We start from the raw sequence: 22,513 nt of genomic DNA, 5'->3' as shown, positions 1-22,513 counted from the left end.
GCCGACATCCTTACGCCAGCACCTCGGCGAGGCCGGCGACGAACTTGTCCACGTCGGCCTTGGTGCACACCAGCGGCGGCAGGAAGCGCAGCGTGGTGGGGCCGGTGGCGTTGATGACATAGCCCGCCTCGAGCGCCTTGCTCACAAGGTCGTGAGCGTCGGGCAGGCCCTCGGCAAGCTCCGCGCCCAGCATGAGGCCGGCACCGCGCACCTCGGTGACCTGCGGCAGCCCCTCAAGCTTCTCGGCCAGGTAGGCCCCCACCTCGCGCACGTGCGCCAGGTAGCCGGCACCCACCTCGCCCTCGGGCGCAGTGCCCTCCATGAGCTCGGCGAGCACGCGCTCGGCCGCCGCGCAGGCAAGCGGGCCGCCACCAAAGGTGGAGCCGTGGTCGCCCGGCTTGAAGGCCTCGGAGACCTCCGCCTTGGCAACGCAGGCGCCCATGGGGATGCCGCCGGCGATGGACTTGGCCAGGGTGAAGACGTCCGGCACCACGTTGTAGGCCTGGAAGCCCAGTGCGTAGCCCGTGCGGAATATGCCGCACTGCACCTCGTCGCAGATCATGAGGGCGCCGTGCTCGCTCGTGAGCCTGCGCACCTCGGCCATGAACTCGGCCGTCATGGGGTGCACGCCGCTCTCGCCCTGGATGGGCTCGAGCATCACGGCGCAGATGTTGGAGCCGCGGTCGGCAAAGACCTGGCGCAGTGCCTCGACATCGTTGGCGTCGATGGCCACGAAGCCGCCAGGCAGCGGCTTGAAGGGGTCCTGCGCCCAACCCTGCATGGTGGCAGCGATGGTCTCCATCGTGCGGCCGTGGAAGCTCTTGTTGAGGCAGACGACGTCGTAGCCGCCGTTGCCGCCACGCTTGGCCCAGAGGCGGGCGAGCTTGATGGCGCACTCGTTGGCCTCGGCGCCGGAGTTGCCAAAGAATGTGCGCCAGACCTGGGGCTCGTCCGGGGAGGCGGCGGCAGGCTCGCCCGCACCGGCGTTCGCGAGCTGCGAGAGCCTGCGCGCAACCTCGCCGCGGTGCTCGATCTGGAAGTAGTTGGAGACGTGCAGCAGGCGTTCCGCCTGGCCAATGACAGCCTCGTTGAGCTTGGGGTTGTTGTAGCCCAAGCAGTTCACGGCGATGCCGGCGAGGAAGTCCAGGTACTCGCGGCCGGTGCTGTCCGTGAGGTACATCCCCTTGCCGCCGATGAACTCGACCGGCGAGCGGCCAAAGGTGTGCATCACGTAGGTGTCGTCAAGCTTCTTGGCCTCGTCGTACGACATTGAGGCTCCTTTCTATCCGGATGAGTCACCCACCCCGAAGGGGTGCCATCCCGTTTGACTCAGTCGCGGGCGGTTAGTTGTTGACGGCGAGGCGGCTGGCGAGCGTGCCGAGCGGGTGCGCGTCGTACTCGAGGGCCTCGTCGGTGGAGTGCATCGTGGTGCCCACGCCCTTGTCGGTGAGGAGCTCGAGCAGCAGCGAGTGCGGAATCTTGCCATTGATGACGTGGCTGCGGAACACGCCGGCACGCAGGGCATAGCAGCAGCTCTCGAGCTTGGGAATCATGCCCTTGTCGACGGTGCCAGAGGCCAGCATGTCCTCCATCTCGCGCAGGCTCATGTTCGAGATGAGCGTGTCCTTGTCGGAGAAGTCGAGGTAGACGCCATCGACGTCCGTGAGGTAGATGACCTTGTGCGCGCCGATGGCCGCCGCCACGTGGCCGGCCGCGACGTCGGCGTTGACGTTGTAGTAGCCGCCATCCTCGTCGATGCCCACCGTGGCCACCACGGGAATGTAGTCCATGCGCATGAGATTCTCGAGGTAGCCGGTGTTGACCTGGTCAATCTTGCCCACGCGGCCCAGGTCCGGGTCAAGCGTGGAGCACATGAGCGTGCCGGCGTCGGCGCCAGAGACGCCCACGGCGAGGTTGCCATGGCGGTTGATGCTGGCCACGAGGTCTTGGTTGACCTCGCCCACGAGCACCTGGCGCACGACGTCCATGGCCTCGGGCGTAGTGACGCGCTGGCCGTCCTTGAATTCCACGGGGAAGTTCAAACGATCGAAGGCGCGGTTGATGGCCTTGCCGCCGCCGTGGACGATGACCACGTTCACGCCGAGGATCTTGAGCAGCACGATGTCGCTCATGACATCGGCGCGCAGCGGGGCGCTCTCCATGGCAGAGCCGCCGTACTTGATGACGACGGTCTTGCCCGTGATGTTCTTGATCCACGGAAGGGCCTCGAACAGTACCTGGCCCGCCCGCTCATCGGGCAGCTTGGCGCGCCCGTACGTTTCAGTTGCGAATTTCATGCCTCATCCGTTCAAATTAGCTGCCAAATCAAGCCGCCAGATCAACACCCCGGCCCACCCCTCGCCCCGTGCAGGGCCAACGGGTCGGAAACCGCGCACCAGCGCGCACGGCGGGGCGCACTCCACATGGGATGCCAGGGGACGGAACCGAGCGCAGGGCTGGGTCCACCCTCAGCGAGGGCCTGGGAAGGCCCGAGAGCCCGTGGGGCCCAGAAGCCTACGTGCGGTACTCGCCGTTGATCTTCACGTACTCGTGCGTCAGGTCGCACGTCCACACCGTGGTCTCGCAGGTGCCGGCGCCGAGGTCTGCCCAGATGGTGATCTCGGGCTCGTCGAACCGGCGCAGAGCCTCGTCCTCGTCGAAGGGCACGGTAAGGCCATCGCGGCAGACGGGCATGCCCATGATGTCGATGTCCACGTCGCGCTGGTCGAACGGCACGCCGCACTTGCCAAGCGCCATGGCGATGCGGCCCCAGTTGCAGTCGTGGCCGTAAATCGCGGTCTTGACCAGCGGGGAGTTCGCCACGGCACGTGCCGCGGTGTCGGCGTCCCCGTCGCTGGCGGCGCCGGCAACGGTCACGGTCACGAGGCGGCTCGCGCCCTCGCCGTCGGCCGCGATCTCGCGGGCGAGGTGCTGGCAGACCTCACGGAAGGCGCGGGCCAGCTCGGCGGCCTCGGGCGTGCCGGCCTCGATGGCAGGCACCCCTGGCGCGGCAGCGCCGGTGGCCAGCGCGATGCACGTGTCGTTCGTGGAGGTGTCGGAGTCCACCGTCACCTTGTTGAAGGTCACCCGTGCCGTGCCCAGCAGAATCTCGTGCAGGGTCTCGGGCGTCACGGGGGCGTCGGTGGTGATGACGCAGATCATGGTGGCCATGTTCGGCATGATCATGCCGGAACCCTTCACCATGCCGCCCACGGTGACGGTGTGGCCCGCCAGCGCGCCCGTGGCCTCGTAGGAGACCGCGCGCTCCTTGGGATGCGTGTCGGTGGTCATGATGGCACGCGCCGCGTCGTGTCCGCCGGCCTGGCGCGCGGCCTCGTCCGCGGCCGCGGCGATCTTCTCGTGCAGCGCCGGCACGCCGGTCTCGAACGGCGCCACGTCCAGCAGCTGGCCGATGACGCCCGTGGAGGCCACAAGCACCTCGCGGGGGCTGCACCCGATCTCGTTCGCGACGAGCTTGCAGGACTGCTCCGCGCTCTCGAGGCCCTCGTCACCCGTGGCGGCATTGGCGTTGCCGGAGTTGATGACGACGGCGCGGACCTTGGCGCAACGGCCCTCGCCCAGGTGCTCGCGCGAGACGGTCACGGGAGCCGCGCAGAACTTGTTGGTGGTGAAGACGCCCGCGGCGCTCACCGGCTCGTCGAACTCAACCAGCGCGAGATCGAGGCGCTGGGGGTTCTTGCGGAACCCGGCGTGGATGCCACCCGCATACACGCCGGCCGCGCTCGCAACGCCGCCCTCGGGCAGCACCGTGAGCTTGGGGTTGTTTTCGTTCATTCGCTCTCCTTGCAGGGAGGCGGCCCGGCGGACCGCCTGCATCAATTCCAGGGGTCCAGCCGTCCCGTCGCCTGGGCCCTCCCCGACGCGACGGCATGGCCGACCCCACGCATTCTCTAGACCGGCATGCCCACACGCGGCAGGCCGCAGGTCTCGTCCAGGCCAAAGACGAGGTTCGCGCACTGAATGCCCTGGCCGGCGGCACCCTTGCAAAGGTTGTCGATGGCGCCGGTGGCAATCAGGGTGTTGGTGCGCTCGTTCTTGGCGAGGCCCACCTGGCACACGTTGGTGCCCACCACGCTCGAGGTGTGCGGCTGCTCGCCGGCAGGCAGCACCTGAACGAAGGGACGACCCGCGTACAGGTCCTTGTAGCACATGAGCATGTCCTCCACGGTCATGCCCGCAGCCTCGTCGGTCAGCTGCAGGTAAACGGTGGAAAGCAGGCCGCGCTTCATGGGAATGAGGTGTGGCGTGAAGACGAGCTCGCCCTGCTTGCCCAGGATCTGCTCGATCTCGGGCGTGTGACGGTGGCAGCCCACCTTGTAGGCCTGCACGTCCTCATCGGCGTTGCAGAAGTGCGTCTTGGCGTTGCAGCCCTTGCCGGCACCCGTCACACCGCTCTTGGCGTCCACCACAACCATTCCGTGCGTCCAGCCAGCGCGAATCGCCGGGGCAGACGCGAGCGAGGTGGCCGTGGGATAGCAGCCGGCACAGGCAACGAGGGCCGGCTTGCCGGCAGCGTGGAGCTCACAGGCTCGCTCGAGGTCCTCGGCAAAGAGCTCCGGCAGGCCAAAGGCGCGGATCTTGAGCAGGTCGGGCGAGGTATGGGTGGCGCCGTACCAGCGCTCGTAGACGGCCGGGTCGGAGAGGCGGTAGTCGGCAGAGAGGTCAACCACCGTCACGCCGGCATCGAACAGACCGGGCACCTGGGCGAGGGCCGCGGTATGCGGCACCGCCAAAAAGACGAGCTCGCAGCTCTTGACCGCAGGGTCGTCGTGCGTGGTGAACACGAGGTCAGACGCTCCGGCAAAGGCGGGATAGACCTCGGAGAGCGCGGTGCCCGCATCTGAATTGGAGGTGATGACCTCCAGGTCGAACTTCGGATGCTGCGTGAGCAGCCGTACGAGCTCCGCTCCGGCATAGCCGGCAGCGCCAATTACGCCAACCTTGATAGACATGCGCCTCTCCCCATCTTGCAGGCGCGCGAGAAGCCGCGAGTGGCCCCGCACGTCCGAGTCTCTACGTTTGAGACCGCCATTATAGCCCTCTGGGGATTGAGCGCACGATTATGTTTCCGTAACTATGTATATTTTAACATGTTTGATTCACGTTTATGCATAATCTAGTAACGTGTCGTGAATATAGCCCAAGCAACCGGCCTCGAGCATCCGGCCGCGACGCGCAGGCACTTCCGCCCGGCGCGGACGCGACCCTAGCGATTGGCCTTGAGCGTGGCGAAGAGCTTCGTGTTGTGGCGCTTCACGAACGAAATAAGCTGCCCCTCGGCAAGCGCGAGCGCCGCGTTCTTGGCGCGGATGGGCATGAGCATGAGCTCCATCATCCGAGACTTCGGCCTCGCCACCGAGAGCGCCAGCTGTGTGCGCTCGCTATTGATCATCTGCTCGGCCAGCGCACGCTTCTCGGCACCCGTAAGGGTGCAGCTGGGCTCGCACAGGTTCTCGATGCACCCCACGAGGCGCTCGATGTAGCGGCGCTGAATCATCTCGGCGCTGAGCGGATCCCCTGCCAGGCCCCAGTGCTCATAGAGGTCGAGCATCCAGCCGTGCTCCTCCTCGCGCTTCTCGTACATGTTGGGGCGCCACTTGCTGGTCTCGCTCTCCGCGCGCAGGCGGATGAAGTGGTAGTAGGCCCGGTCCGTCACGGCAACGCGCTCGATATCGCGCACGAGGTCGAGCACAAAGGGGAAGTCGTCCCAGAACGTGGGCTTGAAGCGCACGTGGCACTTCTCGATGTAGGAGCGGCGAATGAGCTTGTTCCACGGCGTGTACAGCAGGTTGGTGTCGAACAGACGCCAGGCGGCAGAGCGGAACTCCTCGCGCGTGGCAAAGACCTGCGAGGGCTGGTTCTTGAGCTCGCTGGTGTGCTGGTCGCCCTTGCCGTAGTAGGTCTCGATGTAGAAGCCGGCGATGACGAGGTCTAGGTCGTGCTCGTCCGCAAGGGACACGAGGTCTGCCAGCATGGCCGGCTCAACCCAGTCGTCGCCGTCGACGAAATGCACGTACTCGCCCTGCGCGCGGTCGAGCGCGGTGTTGCGTGCCGCGGCGGCGCCCCGGTTCTTGGTGTGGATGACGTCGATGCGAATGTCTCGCTCGGCCATGCGGTCGGCCACCTGGCCGGTGCGGTCCGTGGAGCCATCGTCGACGATGAGAAGCTCGAAGTCCCCAAGGGTCTGGTTCTGCAGGCTCTCGATGGCGCGACCGATGAAGCGATCAACGTTATAGGCCGGAATGATGACCGAAACCTTTGGCGTCCTCTTCATCTTGCGCTTCATCGAGCCACCCTTCGAACGGACAGGGCATCCCTGATCAGCGTGCCCACGTTCGAGAGACTACCATCGGCGCCCCTGAGCGCCGCGCTTGCCCGCATGCGTCCAGTTAATCTGCGCAAATGAGACACCGCCACTCGCCTTTGCGCCAATCGGGCGCGCAGGCGGGTGGCGGCCATGTGGAGGGGCGCCTTGTGCGGAAGGGGCGCCTTGCGGGGGGCTACCGCTGGCGCAGCGCACCGGCGAGGATGGCGATGTCGCTCGGGAGCATCTCCTTGTAGGAGGCGCCATTCGGGTCGGTCTCGTCGGTGGTGTTCACCACAGCCATCGAGTCACTTGAGAGCCCAGCGCTCACCGCGCGCTTGGCGAGGTCTAGCAGGGTGACGGTGTCCATGTCGCTCTTGGTGATGCCGCCCGCCAGCTCGGTGGCCTTGCTCGCCAGGGCGGAGGTGCCCTGCGAGGCCACCGTCATGAAGGCGTTCCAGCCGCTCTCGACCATCACCGCGAGGTGAGAGACCGGGACGCCGCACTCGCTCGCGAGCGTGGAGGCAAGGGTCGCGCTGCCATTGCTCGCGTAGATGGCCGCCAGCGAGCTCGTGGCCGAGTCGGACCTGAGGCGGGCGTCCGCGGGAATCTGCACGAGCGTGGAGGTGCCCTGTGTCTCGTTGAGCACGGCCAAGTAGAGCGAGGAGAGCTTGCCGGTGCTGTTGTCCGGCGTCACCACGAAGAGCACCGTCGTGAGCGTGTCGCCCGAGGGCACGTAGCCAATGTCGCTGCCGAGCTGCACCTGCGTCTCGGTGGTTGGGGTGGCGGCGGAGACGGCCGTGGCCAGGTCCTTGTCGCCCAACGCCGTGTTCTCGTTGGCGAGGCGCCAGAGGGTGGCCACGAGCACGAAGACGGCGATCGCTATCACCACGAGCACCGTCACGGCGATGACGTTGGTGTACTTGCCACCCTTCGGCACGTCAGGACGCTCGTACATGATGGCCTCCTCGCTCACGCAGGCACATACCCGCTCGCCGCCTACCCCCAGGCGCTCAGCAAACCTTCGGGATAGTCTACCCCCACAAACGTCAGGCCCTTCGCGGGCGCGCAGGGACCGGCGGCCATGCGGTCGCAGGCGGCAAGAGCCTCCCCCACCCAGGCAGGGCTGCGCCGGCCGCGTCCCACCTCAGCAAGCGTGCCCGCAATGGTGCGCACCATGGAATGCAGGAAGGCGTTGCCCACCACGTCAATGCAGATGACGCGCTCACCGCACTCTGCCTCCTCCATGACGTCGAGGCCCATGATGCAGCGCCACGTGGGCCTGCCCACGGCCGAGGTGGCCTTGCAGAAGCTCTTGAAGTCATGCTCGCCCACCAGGTAGGCGGCGCCCTCGCGCATGGCGTCCACGTCCAGGGGGTTCCTCAGCCACCACGCGTGGTCCCAGGCGAGCACGGGCCGCGCCCCCCCGCCACGAAGCGATAACGATAGCTGCGAGAGCGCGCGTCGAAGCGGGCGGAGAAGCCCTTGGGCGCACGCAGCAGGCGCCGGGGCGAGATGTCGTCCGGCGTGAGGGCGGCAAGGCCACGACTGAGCCTGCGAGCCGGCAGTGCAAGCTCCTCGTCTGAGACGGGCACGCTCACGTACTGGGAGAGGGCATGGACGCCCGCGTCGGTCCTGCCGGCACAGGTGAGCTCGACAGGTCTGCGCAGCAGTGTCTCGAGCGCCCTCGTGGTCTCTCCCGCCACCGTGCGCTGGCCGGGCTGCGCGGCAAAGCCGGCAAACTCGGCCCCGCGGTAGCCAAGCTCGAGCACAAGCGTCCCCGCAAGCGTGGCGGGGTCCTGGGCGCGCTCGTCGATGGACGGGCGCTCGGGCGGCGTGTGCGTCATTGGCTCGGTCATCGTGTTCCCTTCTCAATCGCCAAACGGGCTGACCCGGCATGAGTTAGCCCCACTAAGCCAGTCCCACTAAGCTTGCCATCCCGTTTGATCCATTTTCCCGTCTCCACGCCAAGCCAGCCATCCACTTTGCATCATCCGGCGATGAGCCAAAGCGGATAGCGACCCAATGAGTCGGGCGGCAGGCCTAGCGGACGGCTCATTAACCAGATGAGCCAAACGGGATGGCAGCCAGGACATGGGTGGCTCATGAGACCAGGCACATGAGCACACAGGCCGCAAGACCGCCGGCAAGCGCGGTCACGTCGCTCGCGCGCAGCCGGTGACCCAGACGCGTGCGGCCCTCACCACGATAACAGCGCTCACGCATGGCGCAGGCAAGGTCGTCGGCCCTGCGGAAGAGCGCAACCACGAGCGGCGTGAGCACGGAGAGCCACCTCCGCACGCGGACAGGCACGGTCCCGGAGGCAAAGTCCTCGCCGCGCGCACGCTGAGCGTCCTGGATTCGCGCGAGCTCCTCGGCCGTGAGCGGAATGAACCGGAGGGCCACCGAGACGATCATCGCGATGTCTCCCGTCGGCACGCCCAGACGGCCCAGCGGCGCCATGAGGCTCGCGAGCGCATCGGCCACGGCCGTGGAGGACGTCGTGGACGTCACCACGAGCGAGGCGGCCACGAGCACGATGATGCGCCCCACCGCCACCGCGCCGCGCACAAGGCCCGCCACGCTCACGCCCCAAGGACCGACAAGCGCAAGGTCCCCGCTCCCATCGATCACGAAGGCATTGGCCAAAAGCGAGAATGCGAGAATGACGGCCGTGGGCTTGAGGCCCTTGAGCAGAGCCGGCACGCCCACACCTCCCAGGCGCGCCAGGGCCACCACCAGCACAGTCGCAACAACGAGCATCACAGGCGTCCTCATCACGAAGAGCGCCACCGTGCTTGCCACGAGTAGACAGATCTTCACGCGGGCATCAAGCCGATGGAGTGGGGTGTCGGCCGCAACGTAAGAGCCGAGCAAGACGCTACTACGCATGGCGCGCCACCTCCCAACGAACCCTCAGCCACAAAGGGGCCGCGATGCCGGCGCCTTCGAGCGGCCCAGGGTCTTCCGCGAGCTCTCGAGCCGCGCCCTGCCACGAGATGGCGCCCCCGCGAAGCAGCACCACCTCGTCGGCCACATCAAGCCACTCGGCAAGGTCATGGCTGACGACGAGCACCGCATGCCCGGCCTCGGCAAGGGCGCGAATGCGCGCGTGCAGAAAGTCGCGTCCCTGGGCGTCGAGGCCGATGGTGGGCTCGTCGAGCACGTACGCGGCCGGCCGCATCGCCATGACGCCCGCGAGGGCACCCCTGCGGCGCTGGCCTCCCGAGAGCGCAAAGGGCGAACGGCCCCAGAGCTCCTCGGCAAGCCCCATGTGCGTGAGCGCGTCCTCGGCACGTTCCCCGGCCTCCTCAGCCGAGCAGCCGAGGTTGCGCGGGCCAAAGCAGACGTCGTCGAGCAACGTGTCACAGAAGAGCTGGTCTTCCGCGCGCTGAAGGCAGAGCCCCACCTTGCCTGGAGCCACGTCACCGCCATCAAGGCCAACCTCGCCCGCATCAGGAGCGAGCAGGCCCGATGCCACATGCGCGAGCGTGGACTTGCCGGAGCCGGAGCGCCCAGCCAGCAACGTCACCGTTCCAGGCGCGCAGTCAAGCGAGAGCTTGCGAAGCGCGGGAGAAAGCCCCTCGCCGTAGCTCACCGAAACATCCTTGAGCGCAAGCCCCGAGTATTGGCCCTGCGAGCCCTCCGCCCGCAACCGCCCCGCCACATGCCTCTGCTCCGGCGGCCTCAGGGTCTCCAAGACTCGCCCGCACAGGGACGACCCATGCACCTGTCCGGCGAGCACCTCGGGGCTGCCCAAATGCTCGATGCCAACGCCATAGGCAACGAGCAGGTGCGCCAGGGCGGCGAGACGCTCCCGCCCCAAGCCCAGCCGGCCGAGCAGCTCGGCGCTTCCAAAGAGCTCCGCAGGCCCACCCTCCCAAACGATGCGGCCCTCCTCCAGCAGCGCGATTCTATCAGCCGTCACGAGCTCCTCGGGATCGTGCGTGACGGTCAAGACGCCCACGCCCTCGTCCGCAAGTGACCGCACGATATCCCGCACGTCGAGGCGCGCAGAGCCGTCGAGCATGGAAGTAACCTCGTCGAGCACGAGGTAACGAGGCCTCATGGCCAAAACACCAGCGATGGCCACGCGTTGCAGCTCGCCGCCAGAGAGCTCCGAAACGAGCCGTGCGTCAAAGCCCTCGAGACCGCACGAGGCGAGCGAGGATAGCGTGCGCTCGCGCACCTCAGAAGGCTCGAGGCCGAGGTTGCAGGGACCAAACGCAACCTCATTGAACACGTCGGGAGCAACAAGCTGGCTCTCAGGGTCTTGGCGCACAAAGCCAACCGAGCGGCAAAGCGACCGAGAGGGAACGACCTCACCGTCGAGGAGGACTTCAGCGGCATCCGCCTCCAGGGAGCCCGCCATAACGCGCGCGAGGGTGGATTTGCCGGCACCGTTTCGGCCCACAAGGGCCACGACCTCTCCGGGTGCCACGCGAAGGTCTGCCGCATCCAAAACGGGGTGAGCGCCCCCGGTGTCACGAAACGCTATCGAAACTCCTCGCGCCTCAAGCATGGCGTGACTCCTCCCCGGGCATGGATGGCGAAGCAAAGCAAAAAGGGCCAACCGTCGGATGACGATCGACCCTTAGATTCAAGCAAATGCGCTCGATTGAAGCTACTCGGCAGCCTCGGTGGCCTCGGCCTCGGCCTCAGGCTCGGCAGGAGCCTCGACCTTCTCGACCTTCTTGACCTCGGTCTTAGCAGCCTTCTTGGCCTTCGGCTTCACCGGCTCGGTCACGAGCTCGATGATGGCGACCTCAGCGTTGTCGCCCTTGCGGGGGCCAAGCTTCATGATGCGAGTGAAGCCGCCGTTGCGGTCGGCCCACATGCCCTGAGCGGCCTTCTCAAAGATCTCACGAATGATCTCCTTGTCGCCAACCTTGGCGATGGCCAGGCGACGAGAGTGCAGGTCGCCCTTCTTGGCCCAGGCGATAACGCGATCCACGTCGCCGCGGATAGCCTTGGCGCGCGGCAGGGTCGTCTTAATGCGGTCGTTGGCGAGCAGCGCCGAAACCAGGCTCTTCTTCATAGCCTTGGTGTGGCTGGCGTCGGTCCCCAGCTTCATACCGCGCTTCTTCTGATGCCTCATGTGTTACTCCTAATGCGAATCAGCAGCGACGTTAAGCCTTGAAGCTCAGGCCCATCGACTCAAGCTTGTCCTTGACTTCCTCGATGGACTTCACGCCGAAGTTGCGAATGTTGAGCAGGTCGTTCTCAGAGAACTCCACAAGCTGACGGACGGAGTGGATGCCGGCGCGCTTCAGGCAGTTGTAGGAGCGCACGGACAGGTCCAGATCCTCGATCTGCTTGTCGAGCTCGGTGTTGTCGTCGGTCTGGCCAGCGGCGAAGATCGACGGCTCCTCAACCTGCTCGCCCTCGTCGGCCAGGGACATGAAGGCGCCCATGTGCTGGTCGATGATGTTGGCAGCCTCGACAACGGCCTCACGGGGCGTAACGCCACCGTTCGTCTCGACCTCGAGGACGAGACGGTCGTAGTCGGTGTGCTGGCCAACGCGGCAGGGCTCGACGGCCTTGGCGCAGCGACGCACGGGCGAGAAGAGGGAGTCAACGTGGATGAGCCCAATGGGATCGTCCTCGCGCTCGTTGTCCTCACCGGAGACGTAGCCGCGGCCGGTGCCGATGCGCATCTGCATGGTGAGGTGCGCACCGTCACCAAGGGTGCAGATGACGTGCTCGGGGTTCACGAGGGAGAACTCGGTGGGGACGTCAAAGTCTCCACCAGTCACCGTCGCAGGACCGTCGATGGAGATGGAGGCAGTGGCCTCCTTGCCAACGCCGAGGGTCTTGAACGCAAGGCCCTTGACGTTGAGCACGATGTCGGTGACATCCTCGTAGACGCCCTCAACGGTCGTGAACTCATGCTGCACGCCGTCGATCTGGATTGCCTCAACCGCAGCGCCCTCAAGCGAGGAGAGCAGCACGCGGCGGAGGCTGTTGCCCAGCGTGTCACCGTAGCCGTGCTCAAGCGGCTCGACGACAACGCGGGCGACGTTCTCGCTGACCTCTTCTACCGTCACGTTCGGACGGATGAAATCGGACATACAAACCTCCAACCGAGTCGACTACTTGGAGTAGAGCTCGACGATGAGCTGTGCGTCGATGTCGAGGTCAATCTGATCGCGGCTCGGGAGCTGCAGGACGGTGCCCTTCAGCTTCTCGATGTCAACCTCAAGCCAGGCGGGAACAGCCATGTGCTCGGAGGAGACGATGGCCTGCTTGATGGGGAGCAGGTCCTTGTACTTGGGGGCGACGGCAACGACGTCGCCGGACTTGACGCGGTAGGAGGGAATGTCCACGCGACGGCCGTTCACGGTAATGTGGCCGTGACGGACGGTCTGACGGGCCTCCTTGCGGGTGCGGGCGAAGCCGAGGCGGAAGACCACGTTGTCAAGGCGAGACTCGAGAATGGTCATCAGGTTGTCACCGGTGATGCCCTCGATCTTCAGAGCCTTGTCGTAGTAGCTGCGGAACTGCTTCTCGAGAACGCCGTAGATGAACTTGGCCTTCTGCTTCTCACGAAGCTGACGGCCGTACTCGCTCTCCTGGCGACGCTGACGCTTGGGCTGGCGATTCGACTTCTTGTTGATGCCCATGACGATCGGGTCGATGTCGAGCGCACGGCACCTCTTAAGGACAGGAGTCCTATCCACTGCCATAGTTAGATTCCTTCCTTACCTACACGCGGCGACGCTTGCACGGACGGCAACCGTTGTGCGCGATGGGGGTCTTGTCCTGGATGCTCGAGACCTCGAGGCCAGCGGCCTGGAGGGAGCGGATGGCCGTCTCGCGACCCGAACCCGGGCCCTTGACGAAGACGGACACCTTGTGGACGCCGTGCTCCATGGCCTCCTTGGCGCAAGCCTCGGCAGCCATCTGCGCCGCGAACGGCGTGGACTTACGAGAGCCCTTGAAGCCGACCATGCCGGCAGAGCGCCAGGAGATGACGTTGCCCTGCGGGTCCGTGATCGAGATGATCGTGTTGTTGAACGTGCTCTTGATGTGCGCCTGGCCGACGGAGATGTTCTTGCGGTCCGCGCGCTTGATGCGGCCGCGAGCCTGGGCGCCCTTCTTAGCAGTAGCCATAAGTCAAACTCCCCTACTTCTTCTTCTTGCCGCCGACCTGACGCTTCTTGCCCTTGCGGGTGCGAGCGTTGGTGTGGGTGCGCTGGCCGTGAACGGGGAGGCCCTTACGGTGACGGAGGCCGCGGTAGCAGCCGATCTCCATCAGTCGGGCGATGTTCTGACGCGTGTCACGACGGAGGTCGCCCTCAACGACGTAGTTGGCGTCAATGAAATCACGCATCTTCGTGACCTCTTCCTCAGTGAGGTCGCGGACACGCGTGCTCGGATCAACGCCGGTCTCGGCGCAGATCTTGGTGGCGGCGGTACGGCCGATGCCGTAGATATAGGTAAGACCGATCTCAACGCGCTTCTCGCGCGGGAGGTCGACGCCGTTAATACGGGCCAACTTGGTGCTCCTCTCCTAGCCCTGACGCTGCTTGTGGCGCGGGTTCTCGCAAATCACGTAGACCTTGCCGTGGCGACGAATGATCTTGCACTTGTCGCACATCTTCTTGACCGAAGGACGTACTTTCATCGTTCTTCCTCTCGGTAATGCTTGCGGTACCTATATGAACGCCCAGCCGCTGGCGTGAATATCCAAGGCTGACGACCCCGCGAGAAATCCCGCGAAGGCTGGCCCGCTCTGGGCCGAAAGCGCGACGCTCTTCCTACTTGTAGCGGTAGGTGATGCGTCCGTGCTGGAGGTCGTACGGGGAAATCTCGACGACAACCTTGTCGCCGGGAAGGATGCGGATGTAATTCATCCGAATCTTGCCCGAAATCGTGCAGAGAATGGTGTGGCCATTCTCAAGCTCGACTTTGAACATCGCGTTGGGCAAGGCCTCGACGATTTTGCCCTCGAGCTCGATTGCATCCTGTTTGCTCAAAGCTGCTACCTTTTCCTCGATGTACAGACAGCGACCAAACATCTTATCGAAAAACCCGCGCTACGTCTATGTGGCGCGGGTTCTTCACAATCTGACCTGAACGGCAGCGGGGACATACCTACAGGCGGGGTTACTTCACTGCGCGAAGTCCCTGAGCCCCTTCCTCCGGCATGTCCCCGCCCGGCCTCTGCTGCCTCACTCGGGAACCCGTGCTGATGTGGCGGGTTGATTTCTGGCCCCGGCGAGAAATCTACTGCTTGTCGTCGGTACCGCCTTGCATGGGACACCAGGGGCCTTCGACGTCTTGCGTGAGAATGACGGGGCCGTCTTCCGTGACGGCGATGGTGTTCTCATAGTGAGCAGCGAAGCCACCGTCATTGGTGACCACGGTCCAGCGGTTGGGCTTCACATGGCTCTCGTAGGAACCCATGGTGATCATCGGCTCGATGGCGATGACCATGCCCGCCTGGAGCTTGACACCCCTCCCCTTCTTGCCGTAGTTGGGAACGTTGGGCTCCTCGTGCATCACATGGCCAACGCCATGGCCCACGTAGTCGCGTACCACGCCATACCCGTTGCTCTCGGCGAGGCTCTGAACCGCAAACCCGACGTCACCGAGGCGGTTGCCGGGAACCGCCTGCTCGATGCCGGCCTTCAGGCAGTCACGCGTGACCTCGCAGAGGGCCTTGTTGGCCTCAGAGGGCGTGCCGCAGAAGAAGGTCCAGGCATTGTCGCCAACCCAGCCGCCGTAGACAGCGCCCGTATCGATGGAAACGATGTCACCATCCTTGAGAATACGGTTGTGCGAAGGGATGCCGTGCACGATTTCCTCGTTGATGGAGCAGCAGATGGAAGCCGGGAACCCACCGTAGCCCTTGAAGGCAGGCGTGCCCCGATGCATGCGAATGATGCTCTCGGCCACACGATCGAGATCGAGCGTGTCAACGCCGGGCCGAATCATAGCGCCCACACGGCGAAGCGCGAGCTTGGAGATAGCACCCGCCGCCTTCATCGACTCGATCTCTGCGGGCGTCTTGATCTGGATCATAGTCCCAGGAGCTCCTTGACATCGGCATAGACGTCATCGACGGGCCTGTCGCCGTCAACGACCTTGAGCAGCCCCTTGCCGCGGTAGTACTCCACGAGCGGGGAGGTCTGGTTCTCGTACACGTCGAGACGCTTCTGGATGGTCTCGGGCTTGTCATCGTCACGCTGGTACATCTCGCCGCCGCAGGAGGGGCACTTGTTAACGCCGGCAGGGGCGGTGTAGCCGCACTCGCGGCAGGTACGACGGCTCGAGAGGCGCTTGACGATGACGTCGGCCTTGACGTCAACGAGAAGAGCGGCGTCGAGCGTGCGACCAATCTCGGCCAACATGGAATCGAGCGTCACGGCCTGAGCGGTGTTGCGGGGATAGCCATCGAGGATAAAGCCCTTCTGGGTGTCATCGGCCTCGAGGCGCTCCTTAACAAGGTCAACGAGGAGCTGGTCGGGAACGAGCTTGCCCTCGTCCATGTAACCCTTGGCCTTGAGGCCAAGCTTGGTGCCGGCCTTCACCGCAGCGCGGAGCAGGTCGCCCGTGGAGATGTGAGCAACGCCGTAGTCCTCGACGAGCTTCTGGGCCTGGGTGCCCTTGCCCGCGCCGGGCGCACCGAGCAGCACGATGTTCATGTGATTCCTCTCTTCGTCATCGAGGGGGCATCCCCTGCGGACGCCCACCCGCCATTCGCTAGCAAAAAGCCTACCCCAAAACAAACGGGGCCACCGCCCAAAGGCGGCGACCCCAGAAAAAGGTCTCTACGAGAGGGCTACTTGATGAAGAGCCCGTCGTAGTTGTGGGTCTTGAGCTGACTCTCGACCTGGGAAATCGTATCGAGGGCAACGCCAACCATGATGAGGATGGAGGTACCGCCAAACGCCTGGATCAGGGAGTTGCTCGTGAACGTGAAGAGAATCGACGGAACCACGGCGATGATCGCGAGGAACAGGGCGCCGGGAAGCGTGATGTGATTCAGCACATTCTTGATGTACGCCGCGGTAGCAGGGCCGGGACGAACGCCCGGAATGAAACCACCCTGCTTGCGAAGCGTGTCGGCCGTCTCCTCGGGGTTGAAGACCATCGACGTGTAGAAGTACGCGAAGGCAACGATGAGGAGCACGGAGAGGGCCCAGTTAAGCCAACCCGTGCTGACGGCATTGGCAAACGTGGTCATCCAATCGACGCCAGGGAAGAACACAGCAATCTGCGCCGGGAGGTACAGGATTGCGCTGGCGAAGATGATGGGGATGACGCCGGCCGTGTTGACCTTGATGGGAAGGTACGTGGCCTGGCCGCCCATGACGCGACGGCCTACAACTCGCTTGGCGTACTGCACCGGTATGCGACGCTGGCCGCGCTCGATGTAGACGATGAACGGCACGACAGCAAGGATCACAAGCACGACGAGAACGGTGAGGATGATGCCGTTCTCGGACGTCTGCAGCGAGGAGATGATCGACGTCGGCAGGCCCGCCATGATGTTGGCGAAGATGATGAGGCTCATGCCGTTGCCGATGCCGCGCTGCGTGATGACTTCGCCCATCCACATGATAAGGATGGCGCCAGCGAGCATGCTAGCGATGACCACGACATCCATGAGGAGCTCGGGGATGCCCGTCCCGCTGAAGTCAATACCGAAGCTGGAGCTCTTGAACAGAAAGAGGTAGCCGACAGAGTTCAAAAGTGCGAGACCCACCGTGAGGTAACGCGTGTACTGCGTGACCTTGCGCTGGCCAGCCTCGCCCTCACGAGCGAGCGTGCCAAGGCTCGGGATAACGGCCTGAAGCATCTGCATGATGATCTGAGCCGTGATATAGGGCATGATGCCCAGGCAGAACACGGACACACGGGAGAGTGCACCGCCGCTGAACAGGTTCAGCACTGCGATGGCGCTATTCGCAGCGGAGTTCGACTGATATGCCGAGAGCATCCCCTGGAAGGGGATGCCCGGCACGGGGATATAAGCCCCGATTCTGTACAGTACGAGAATACCCGCAGTGAGCAGAATCTTATTGCGAAGCTCCTTCACGCGAAAAGCGTTGAGGATGCCTTTTAGCACGGAGCCTCGACCTTTCCGCCGGCGGCCTCAATCTTGGCCTTGGCAGACGCGGAAACCTTGTCCACGGACACGGTGAGCTTCTTGGTGAGCTCGCCGTCGCCGAGGACCTTCACAAGCTCGTAGGTGTGCTTGATGACGCCCTTCTCGACGAGAGCCTCGACGGTGACCGCATCGCCATCGTTGAAGAGACCGTCAAGACGAGCGACGTTCACCGGAGCGTACTCGACACGGTTGCGGTTCTTGAAGCCAGGGAGCTTCGGGAGGCGCATAGCCAGCGGCTGCTGACCACCCTCGAAGCCGGCGCCCTTGCCGCCACCGGAGCGGGAGAGCTGGCCCTTGGTGCCGCGGCCGGCGGTGGTGCCGTGACCAGAGGAGTTGCCGCGACCGATGCGCTTACGGTTCTTCTTGGAGCCCTCGGCAGGGCGGAGATCTTTAAGCTGCATGGGTGTGACTCCTAGTTCTCTTCCACGGTAACGAGGTGCTTGACCTTGAAGATCATCCCGCGGACGCTCTCATTGTCAGGCAGCACCTTGGTGCTGTTGATCTTGTGAAGGCCAAGGGCGCGGACGGTGGCCGTCTGGTCCTTCTTGACGCCACACGTGGCGCTCTTGACGAGCTTGACGGTGAGGGTCTTCGCCATGACTAGTTCTCCTTCCCGACAAACATCTCGGCAACGGTGATGCCGCGGCGCTCGGCGGTCTCCTCAGGGCTGGAGAGCTGCTTCAGGGCCTCGGCGGCAGCCTTGATGATGTTGAGGCCGTTGCTGCTGCCCATGGACTTGGACAGGACGTTCTTGATGCCGGCGAGCTCGAAGAGCGGACGCACGGGGCCGCCGGCGATAACACCGGTACCCTCGATGGCCGGCTTCACGAGAACGCGACCGGCACCAAACTCGCCGATGACATCGTGAGGAATGGAGCCCTTGTCGGTGACGGGCACCTTGAACATGTTCTTCTTGGCGTTGTCCGAGGCCTTCTGGATGGCCAGGGGCACCTCGGCGGACTTGCCCATGCCGAGGCCGACGTTGCCCTTGCCGTCACCAACGACAACGAGAGCGACGAGGGACATACGACGGCCACCCTTGACCGTCTTGGAAACGCGGTGGATGTAGACGACGCGCTCCTGGAGCTCGGAGGCGTCGCGCTGCTTCGGGTTACGAGCCATTACAGATACCTCCTAGAACTGAAGGCCCGCGGAGCGGGCGCCGTCTGCGAGAGCCTTAACGCGGCCGTGATAGATGCGGCCACCGCGGTCGAACGTGACCGTGGTAACGCCCCTCTCGACGGCGCGCTTGCCGACCATCTTGCCCACGATCTCGGCGGCCTCCTTGTTGGAGCCAATCTTGCCGAGGGCACGGAACTCAGGGTCGAGCGTAGAGGCGGTGCAGATGGTCTTGGCATCCACGTCATCAATCAACTGAGCGTAGATGTTGGCATTGGTGCGGTGAACGCTGAGACGGGGACGCTCAGGGGTGCCGTTGATCTTGGAGCGAACGCGACGCTCGCGGCGCTTGAGGCCAGCCCTCTTAGCCTGGTGCTTATCCATAACAATCTCCTTGGTCACGCCGCCACCTGACAGGGTGACGGACTTCTATGACAGCTTGGGTTGAGGCTACTTGGCGGCCTTGCCGAGCTTACGACGGATGTGCTCGCCCTCGTAGTGGATGCCCTTGCCCTTGTACGGCTCGGGCGGACGCTTCATGCGAATCTCAGCGGCAACCTGGCCAACCTGCTCCTTGGAGATGCCCTGCACGGTGATGTGCGTGTTGTCGGGCACCAGGAAGCTGATGTCGTGCGGAGCCTTGTAGATCACGGGGTGAGAGTAACCAAGGGAAAGATCGAGGTCCTTGCCCTTGAGCGCAGCACGATAGCCGACGCCCGTGAGCTCGAGCTTCTTCTCAAAGCCCTCGGACACGCCGAGAACCATGTTGTGAATGAGGGTGCGGGTCAGGCCGTGCTGGGCGTTGGCCTCACGAGACTCGTCGACGGTGGCGACGATGACCTCGTTCTCGACCTCAGAGATGGAAACGAGCTCGGAGAAAGAACGGTCAAGCTCGCCCTTCGGGCCCTTGACGTGCACGTGGTTGCCGGTGATGGTCACGGTGACCCCGGCCGGAATCTGGACAGGCTTCTTGCCAATGCGGGACATGGTGTCTCCTTTCCTATCCTGCCGTGGGTTACCAGACGTAGGCGATGACTTCGCCGCCGACGCCGAGCTTACGGGCATCGCGGTCGCACATCACGCCCTTGGACGTGGAGATGATGGCGGTGCCGAGGCCACCGAGGACGCGAGGAAGATCCTCGGCCTTGGAGTAAATGCGCAGGCCCGGCTTGGAGATGCGCTTAATGCCGCGAATGACGCGGGCGTGACGCGCACCGTACTTGAGGGTGACAGACAGGGTCTTCTGGGGCTTGGTGTCCTCGACGGCATAGCCCTCGATGTAGCCCTCCTCCGCGATAACGCGGACGATCTCGACGAGCACCTTGCTCGACGGCATGGAAACGACATCCTTGCCGGCGGTGTTGCCGTTGCGGATGCGCGTCAGCATGTCTGCAATCGGATCGGTAACGTTCATTGGGATTCTCCTTCGTTGGGGATGAACCTCTTCATCCGGTTCACGCCGGCCCTTGGCCGGAGTGCCTGGACGGGAGTCTTCCTACGACCTGGAGCAGATAGGAAGACCTACCAGCTCGCCTTGCGGACGCCAGGAAGCTCGCCCTTGCTCGCGAGCTCGCGGAAGCACACGCGGCACAGCCCGAACTTGCGATAGACGCTGTGCGGACGGCCACAGCGCTGGCAACGGTTCTGGGTGCGCGTCGAGAACTTCGGCTCTCGCTGAGCCTTGACGATCATCGATGTCTTAGCCACAAATCCTCCTTCGGAGTGTTCGGCCACGCTTTCTGCGCGGCTACTGTATCTGCCGCCGAGGCGGCAAGACGCCGCCAGGCCGAAACCCGGCGGCGAAGGTACCTACTTAGGCCTGCTTGAACGGGAACTTGAAGCCATCGAGAAGGGCCTTGGCCTCCTCGTTCGTCTTGGCCGTGGTGACGATGGTGATGTCCATGCCGCGGGTGTGATCGATCTTGTCGAAGTCAATCTCCGGGAAGATGAGCTGCTCGGTGACGCCCATGGAGAAGTTGCCACGGCCGTCGAAGCTCTTCGGGGAGATGCCGCGGAAGTCGCGGATTCGCGGGATAGCGATGCAGATCAGGCGATCGAGGAAGTCCCACATGCGGTCGCCACGGAGGGTGACCTTGGCGCCGATGGGCTGACCCTCACGGAGGTGGAAGGTAGCGATGGACTTGCGGGCGCGACGGATGGTCGGCTGCTGGCCGGTGATGGAACGAAGGTCGGCGACGGCACCGTCGATGGCCTTGGAGTCCGTGGCGGCCTCGCCAACGCCCATGTTCACGACGATCTTCTCAATCTGCGGAACGGTCATCGGGTTGGTGTAGCCAAACTGCTCGATGAGCTTGGCGCGGACCTCGTCCTTGTACAAGGTCTTGAAGCGGGGGATGTACTTCTCTTCAGCCATGTTCACTCCTTCTTGGGAATTGACATACGGGGTTGGCGCAAGCCCTCGTCCTGACGTGAGACCAAGACTCTGGCACGCTTGGCATGCCGCGTGCTCCGTTGCCCTCGTACCTCCCGCCGGCGGCTAACCGGCAGGAGCCTTCACAGTGCAGCTCACAAGGATATGCCTTTGCTAGGTATTTTGCTAGGAGAAAGTTGCGTTGCCGCGCGCGGACGAGGACTCATCCACGCATCATGCACAAATGGGCGACCCCAGAAGGAGTCGCCCATCGAAAGCCTATGCAATGAGGTCAGAACACATAAAGCCCTACTGGTCGAGGCTCGCGTAGAACTCGGCCTCTTCGGCCAGGTCATACAGGCTCTTCCCATCGATGCAGCGAAGGTGCAGCACCTCGTTGACCGTAGGAACAAGCTCGGAGCAATCGGTGAAGTGACCCTTCTCGTTGAGCTTGCCGCAATCCTGCACGCGCCAATAACCATCGGTGTGGGTGACGTAATACGTGCCCTCCCCCACCTTAGCGAATACGCGCGTGTTGGAGCGCAGGTAGTTGTCGAGTTCATCGGGACTAATCTCTACCGTATCCTCTGCCATTACGCCCATGCCCGCTCCTTTCTTCAAGATGCGCCCACGTTAAGGAGCGCATCTGCCAATCGTCAGTCACTAGGCTCGCGCAGCGGAGAAACGGTGCGCTCGGCGATTCCATAAGCGGCGCATTTAGGCGCCGGAGCGGTACGAAAAAGCCCCGACCAGAGTTTGGCCGGGGCTTCAAAGACAAGTTATAGCTTGTGGCTACTTCTTGTAGGGGTCGGGGATAACCTCGCCGCTCTTCTTGGCGACGCGCACCTTGGTGCCGTCCTCCTCGATGCGGTAGCCGACGCGCGTGGGCTTGTCGGTCTTGGGGTCAATCAGGGCAACGTTGGAGACGTCAATCGGCATCTCCTTGTTGACGAAGCCGCCCTGCTGGTTCTCCTGCGTGGGCTTCTGGGCCTTCTTGGCCACGGCGACGCCCTCGACGACAACCTTGTGCTCGGAGGGGATGGCGCGAACGACGGTGCCGCGCTTGCCCTTGTCCTTGCCGGAAAGCACCTGGACGGTGTCGCCCTTCTTGATCTTCATCTTAGCCATAGACATGGTGGATCCTCCTACAGCGTCTCGGGCGCGAGCGAGACGATCTTCATGTACTTGTGATCGCGGAGCTCGCGGGCGACGGGCCCGAAGATACGGGTGCCCTTGGGCGAACCATCCTTGTCAATCAGGACGCAGGCGTTCTGATCGAACTTGATGTAGCTGCCGTCCTTGCGACGGGTCTCCTTAGCCGTACGAACGACGACGCAACGAACGACATCGCCCTTCTTAACGGAGCCACCCGGGGTGGCCTCCTGCACGGCAGCGATGAAGACGTCGGCGAGACCGGCGTAACGACGCTTGGAGCCGCCCAGGACCTTAATGCACCTCACGCGCTTGGCGCCGGAGTTATCGGCAACGGTGAGCATGGTTTGCATCTGAATCATTGCAAATCCCTTTCGAATACAACCGGCTCAGAGGTGCGCCCACACGCGCGGTGCACGTGAGCCGG

The 22,513-nt window shown here is 64.1% G+C and carries 29 protein-coding genes and 1 pseudogene; all 30 read right to left on the bottom strand.

The annotated features are described in order from the left end of the window. Positions 1-10 precede the first annotated feature (10 nt). Positions 11-1,270, bottom strand: a complete 1,260-nt coding sequence (locus EFAMC2_RS10080) for an aspartate aminotransferase family protein (RefSeq protein WP_154029042.1) — start codon at positions 1,268-1,270, stop codon at positions 11-13. Between the two features lie 73 nt (positions 1,271-1,343). Beyond that, the gene (gene argB / locus EFAMC2_RS10075; protein WP_154029041.1) at positions 1,344-2,297 is read right to left on the bottom strand and encodes an acetylglutamate kinase; all 954 of its coding nucleotides are present in this window, start codon (positions 2,295-2,297) and stop codon (positions 1,344-1,346) included. Between the two features lie 217 nt (positions 2,298-2,514). Beyond that, the gene (gene argJ, locus EFAMC2_RS10070) at positions 2,515-3,795 is read right to left on the bottom strand and encodes a bifunctional glutamate N-acetyltransferase/amino-acid acetyltransferase ArgJ (protein WP_154029040.1); all 1,281 of its coding nucleotides are present in this window, start codon (positions 3,793-3,795) and stop codon (positions 2,515-2,517) included. Positions 3,796-3,911: 116 nt separating this feature from the next. Then, positions 3,912-4,973: an N-acetyl-gamma-glutamyl-phosphate reductase gene (argC, locus tag EFAMC2_RS10065; protein WP_154029039.1), complete on the bottom strand. Its 1,062-nt coding sequence runs from the start codon at positions 4,971-4,973 to the stop codon at positions 3,912-3,914. 254 nt (positions 4,974-5,227) lie between these two features. After that, on the bottom strand, positions 5,228-6,307 hold the full coding sequence (locus EFAMC2_RS10060) for a glycosyltransferase family 2 protein (protein ID WP_261980259.1): 1,080 nt from the start codon (positions 6,305-6,307) through the stop codon (positions 5,228-5,230). Positions 6,308-6,521: 214 nt separating this feature from the next. After that, positions 6,522-7,283 (bottom strand): hypothetical protein, encoded by a 762-nt coding sequence (locus tag EFAMC2_RS10055; protein WP_154029038.1) that lies wholly within the window; start codon positions 7,281-7,283, stop codon positions 6,522-6,524. A 41-nt stretch (positions 7,284-7,324) separates the two neighbouring features. Continuing rightward, positions 7,325-8,172: pseudogene (gene truA, locus EFAMC2_RS10585) on the bottom strand (tRNA pseudouridine(38-40) synthase TruA). Positions 8,173-8,428: 256 nt separating this feature from the next. Next, positions 8,429-9,217: an energy-coupling factor transporter transmembrane component T family protein gene (locus EFAMC2_RS10045; RefSeq protein ID WP_154029037.1), complete on the bottom strand. Its 789-nt coding sequence runs from the start codon at positions 9,215-9,217 to the stop codon at positions 8,429-8,431. Continuing rightward, the gene (locus EFAMC2_RS10040) at positions 9,210-10,847 is read right to left on the bottom strand and encodes an ABC transporter ATP-binding protein (RefSeq protein WP_154029036.1); all 1,638 of its coding nucleotides are present in this window, start codon (positions 10,845-10,847) and stop codon (positions 9,210-9,212) included. Before EFAMC2_RS10040 ends, EFAMC2_RS10045 begins: the two co-directional genes overlap by 8 nt. 102 nt (positions 10,848-10,949) lie before the next feature. Then, positions 10,950-11,423 (bottom strand): 50S ribosomal protein L17, encoded by a 474-nt coding sequence (rplQ, locus tag EFAMC2_RS10035; protein ID WP_154029035.1) that lies wholly within the window; start codon positions 11,421-11,423, stop codon positions 10,950-10,952. A gap of 31 nt (positions 11,424-11,454) precedes the next feature. Then, entirely contained in the window at positions 11,455-12,396 is a 942-nt protein-coding gene (locus tag EFAMC2_RS10030; RefSeq protein ID WP_154029034.1) for a DNA-directed RNA polymerase subunit alpha, read from the bottom strand. Between the two features lie 21 nt (positions 12,397-12,417). Then, a complete protein-coding gene (gene rpsD, locus EFAMC2_RS10025) occupies positions 12,418-13,011 on the bottom strand; it encodes a 30S ribosomal protein S4 (RefSeq protein WP_154029033.1) in 594 nt (197 codons plus the stop codon). A gap of 19 nt (positions 13,012-13,030) precedes the next feature. Continuing rightward, entirely contained in the window at positions 13,031-13,438 is a 408-nt protein-coding gene (rpsK, locus tag EFAMC2_RS10020) for a 30S ribosomal protein S11 (RefSeq protein WP_073296226.1), read from the bottom strand. A 13-nt stretch (positions 13,439-13,451) separates the two neighbouring features. After that, a complete protein-coding gene (rpsM, locus tag EFAMC2_RS10015; RefSeq protein WP_154029032.1) occupies positions 13,452-13,823 on the bottom strand; it encodes a 30S ribosomal protein S13 in 372 nt (123 codons plus the stop codon). A gap of 15 nt (positions 13,824-13,838) precedes the next feature. After that, complete coding sequence (gene rpmJ, locus EFAMC2_RS10010; protein WP_013252436.1) at positions 13,839-13,952, bottom strand: 50S ribosomal protein L36; 114 nt, start codon at positions 13,950-13,952, stop codon at positions 13,839-13,841. A 133-nt stretch (positions 13,953-14,085) separates the two neighbouring features. After that, positions 14,086-14,304 carry a translation initiation factor IF-1 gene (gene infA / locus EFAMC2_RS10005; protein WP_154029031.1) on the bottom strand — a complete coding sequence of 73 codons (219 nt, stop codon included), beginning with the start codon at positions 14,302-14,304 and terminating at the stop codon, positions 14,086-14,088. A gap of 250 nt (positions 14,305-14,554) precedes the next feature. Next, positions 14,555-15,352 (bottom strand): type I methionyl aminopeptidase, encoded by a 798-nt coding sequence (map, locus tag EFAMC2_RS10000; protein ID WP_154029030.1) that lies wholly within the window; start codon positions 15,350-15,352, stop codon positions 14,555-14,557. Then, positions 15,349-15,975, bottom strand: a complete 627-nt coding sequence (locus EFAMC2_RS09995; RefSeq protein WP_154029029.1) for an adenylate kinase — start codon at positions 15,973-15,975, stop codon at positions 15,349-15,351. The genes map and EFAMC2_RS09995 overlap by 4 nt, the downstream gene beginning before the upstream one ends. 137 nt (positions 15,976-16,112) lie before the next feature. Further along, positions 16,113-17,402: a preprotein translocase subunit SecY gene (secY, locus tag EFAMC2_RS09990; RefSeq protein ID WP_154029028.1), complete on the bottom strand. Its 1,290-nt coding sequence runs from the start codon at positions 17,400-17,402 to the stop codon at positions 16,113-16,115. After that, entirely contained in the window at positions 17,396-17,845 is a 450-nt protein-coding gene (gene rplO / locus EFAMC2_RS09985; RefSeq protein ID WP_154029027.1) for a 50S ribosomal protein L15, read from the bottom strand. Before rplO ends, secY begins: the two co-directional genes overlap by 7 nt. An 11-nt stretch (positions 17,846-17,856) precedes the next feature. Then, a complete protein-coding gene (gene rpmD, locus EFAMC2_RS09980; RefSeq protein WP_154029026.1) occupies positions 17,857-18,042 on the bottom strand; it encodes a 50S ribosomal protein L30 in 186 nt (61 codons plus the stop codon). A 2-nt stretch (positions 18,043-18,044) separates the two neighbouring features. Then, positions 18,045-18,566: a 30S ribosomal protein S5 gene (gene rpsE / locus EFAMC2_RS09975; RefSeq protein WP_154029025.1), complete on the bottom strand. Its 522-nt coding sequence runs from the start codon at positions 18,564-18,566 to the stop codon at positions 18,045-18,047. A gap of 12 nt (positions 18,567-18,578) precedes the next feature. After that, positions 18,579-18,947: a 50S ribosomal protein L18 gene (gene rplR / locus EFAMC2_RS09970; RefSeq protein WP_154029024.1), complete on the bottom strand. Its 369-nt coding sequence runs from the start codon at positions 18,945-18,947 to the stop codon at positions 18,579-18,581. A 66-nt stretch (positions 18,948-19,013) separates the two neighbouring features. Then, positions 19,014-19,550, bottom strand: a complete 537-nt coding sequence (gene rplF, locus EFAMC2_RS09965; protein ID WP_154029023.1) for a 50S ribosomal protein L6 — start codon at positions 19,548-19,550, stop codon at positions 19,014-19,016. A gap of 28 nt (positions 19,551-19,578) precedes the next feature. After that, positions 19,579-19,977: a 30S ribosomal protein S8 gene (gene rpsH / locus EFAMC2_RS09960; protein WP_154029022.1), complete on the bottom strand. Its 399-nt coding sequence runs from the start codon at positions 19,975-19,977 to the stop codon at positions 19,579-19,581. A 107-nt stretch (positions 19,978-20,084) separates the two neighbouring features. Then, complete coding sequence (locus tag EFAMC2_RS09955) at positions 20,085-20,270, bottom strand: type Z 30S ribosomal protein S14 (RefSeq protein ID WP_087227323.1); 186 nt, start codon at positions 20,268-20,270, stop codon at positions 20,085-20,087. A 106-nt stretch (positions 20,271-20,376) separates the two neighbouring features. Next, the gene (gene rplE, locus EFAMC2_RS09950; RefSeq protein WP_154029021.1) at positions 20,377-20,937 is read right to left on the bottom strand and encodes a 50S ribosomal protein L5; all 561 of its coding nucleotides are present in this window, start codon (positions 20,935-20,937) and stop codon (positions 20,377-20,379) included. A gap of 306 nt (positions 20,938-21,243) precedes the next feature. Next, positions 21,244-21,537 carry a CDP-alcohol phosphatidyltransferase gene (locus tag EFAMC2_RS09945; protein WP_154029020.1) on the bottom strand — a complete coding sequence of 98 codons (294 nt, stop codon included), beginning with the start codon at positions 21,535-21,537 and terminating at the stop codon, positions 21,244-21,246. A 189-nt stretch (positions 21,538-21,726) separates the two neighbouring features. Continuing rightward, a complete protein-coding gene (gene rplX / locus EFAMC2_RS09940; RefSeq protein WP_187325282.1) occupies positions 21,727-22,053 on the bottom strand; it encodes a 50S ribosomal protein L24 in 327 nt (108 codons plus the stop codon). A 26-nt stretch (positions 22,054-22,079) separates the two neighbouring features. Further along, positions 22,080-22,448 carry a 50S ribosomal protein L14 gene (rplN, locus tag EFAMC2_RS09935; RefSeq protein WP_154029019.1) on the bottom strand — a complete coding sequence of 123 codons (369 nt, stop codon included), beginning with the start codon at positions 22,446-22,448 and terminating at the stop codon, positions 22,080-22,082. Positions 22,449-22,513: the final 65 nt, after the last annotated feature.

It is taken from the genome of Olsenella uli (genome assembly GCF_901212655.1).
Lineage (GTDB): Bacteria > Actinomycetota > Coriobacteriia > Coriobacteriales > Atopobiaceae > Parolsenella > Parolsenella uli_A.
This window is presented reverse-complemented; position numbering and strand designations above follow the sequence as displayed.

What these genes read in the sequence shown, in the direction of transcription:
- EFAMC2_RS10080 (WP_154029042.1), bottom strand. Translation starts at nt 1,270, where the DNA reads ATGTCGTACGACGAGGCCAAGAAGCTTGACGACACCTACGTGATGCAC.
- argB (WP_154029041.1), bottom strand. Translation starts at nt 2,297, where the DNA reads ATGAAATTCGCAACTGAAACGTACGGGCGCGCCAAGCTGCCCGATGAG.
- argJ (WP_154029040.1), bottom strand. Translation starts at nt 3,795, where the DNA reads ATGAACGAAAACAACCCCAAGCTCACGGTGCTGCCCGAGGGCGGCGTT.
- argC (WP_154029039.1), bottom strand. Translation starts at nt 4,973, where the DNA reads ATGTCTATCAAGGTTGGCGTAATTGGCGCTGCCGGCTATGCCGGAGCG.
- EFAMC2_RS10060 (WP_261980259.1), bottom strand. Translation starts at nt 6,307, where the DNA reads ATGAAGCGCAAGATGAAGAGGACGCCAAAGGTTTCGGTCATCATTCCG.
- EFAMC2_RS10055 (WP_154029038.1), bottom strand. Translation starts at nt 7,283, where the DNA reads ATGTACGAGCGTCCTGACGTGCCGAAGGGTGGCAAGTACACCAACGTC.
- EFAMC2_RS10045 (WP_154029037.1), bottom strand. Translation starts at nt 9,217, where the DNA reads ATGCGTAGTAGCGTCTTGCTCGGCTCTTACGTTGCGGCCGACACCCCA.
- EFAMC2_RS10040 (WP_154029036.1), bottom strand. Translation starts at nt 10,847, where the DNA reads ATGCTTGAGGCGCGAGGAGTTTCGATAGCGTTTCGTGACACCGGGGGC.
- rplQ (WP_154029035.1), bottom strand. Translation starts at nt 11,423, where the DNA reads ATGAGGCATCAGAAGAAGCGCGGTATGAAGCTGGGGACCGACGCCAGC.
- EFAMC2_RS10030 (WP_154029034.1), bottom strand. Translation starts at nt 12,396, where the DNA reads ATGTCCGATTTCATCCGTCCGAACGTGACGGTAGAAGAGGTCAGCGAG.
- rpsD (WP_154029033.1), bottom strand. Translation starts at nt 13,011, where the DNA reads ATGGCAGTGGATAGGACTCCTGTCCTTAAGAGGTGCCGTGCGCTCGAC.
- rpsK (WP_073296226.1), bottom strand. Translation starts at nt 13,438, where the DNA reads ATGGCTACTGCTAAGAAGGGCGCCCAGGCTCGCGGCCGCATCAAGCGC.
- rpmJ (WP_013252436.1), bottom strand. Translation starts at nt 13,952, where the DNA reads ATGAAAGTACGTCCTTCGGTCAAGAAGATGTGCGACAAGTGCAAGATC.
- map (WP_154029030.1), bottom strand. Translation starts at nt 15,352, where the DNA reads ATGATCCAGATCAAGACGCCCGCAGAGATCGAGTCGATGAAGGCGGCG.
- EFAMC2_RS09995 (WP_154029029.1), bottom strand. Translation starts at nt 15,975, where the DNA reads ATGAACATCGTGCTGCTCGGTGCGCCCGGCGCGGGCAAGGGCACCCAG.
- rplO (WP_154029027.1), bottom strand. Translation starts at nt 17,845, where the DNA reads ATGCAGCTTAAAGATCTCCGCCCTGCCGAGGGCTCCAAGAAGAACCGT.
- rpmD (WP_154029026.1), bottom strand. Translation starts at nt 18,042, where the DNA reads ATGGCGAAGACCCTCACCGTCAAGCTCGTCAAGAGCGCCACGTGTGGC.
- rpsE (WP_154029025.1), bottom strand. Translation starts at nt 18,566, where the DNA reads ATGGCTCGTAACCCGAAGCAGCGCGACGCCTCCGAGCTCCAGGAGCGC.
- rplR (WP_154029024.1), bottom strand. Translation starts at nt 18,947, where the DNA reads ATGGATAAGCACCAGGCTAAGAGGGCTGGCCTCAAGCGCCGCGAGCGT.
- rplF (WP_154029023.1), bottom strand. Translation starts at nt 19,550, where the DNA reads ATGTCCCGCATTGGCAAGAAGCCTGTCCAGATTCCGGCCGGGGTCACC.
- rpsH (WP_154029022.1), bottom strand. Translation starts at nt 19,977, where the DNA reads ATGAACGTTACCGATCCGATTGCAGACATGCTGACGCGCATCCGCAAC.
- rplE (WP_154029021.1), bottom strand. Translation starts at nt 20,937, where the DNA reads ATGGCTGAAGAGAAGTACATCCCCCGCTTCAAGACCTTGTACAAGGAC.
- EFAMC2_RS09945 (WP_154029020.1), bottom strand. Translation starts at nt 21,537, where the DNA reads ATGGGCGTAATGGCAGAGGATACGGTAGAGATTAGTCCCGATGAACTC.
- rplX (WP_187325282.1), bottom strand. Translation starts at nt 22,053, where the DNA reads ATGAAGATCAAGAAGGGCGACACCGTCCAGGTGCTTTCCGGCAAGGAC.
- rplN (WP_154029019.1), bottom strand. Translation starts at nt 22,448, where the DNA reads ATGATTCAGATGCAAACCATGCTCACCGTTGCCGATAACTCCGGCGCC.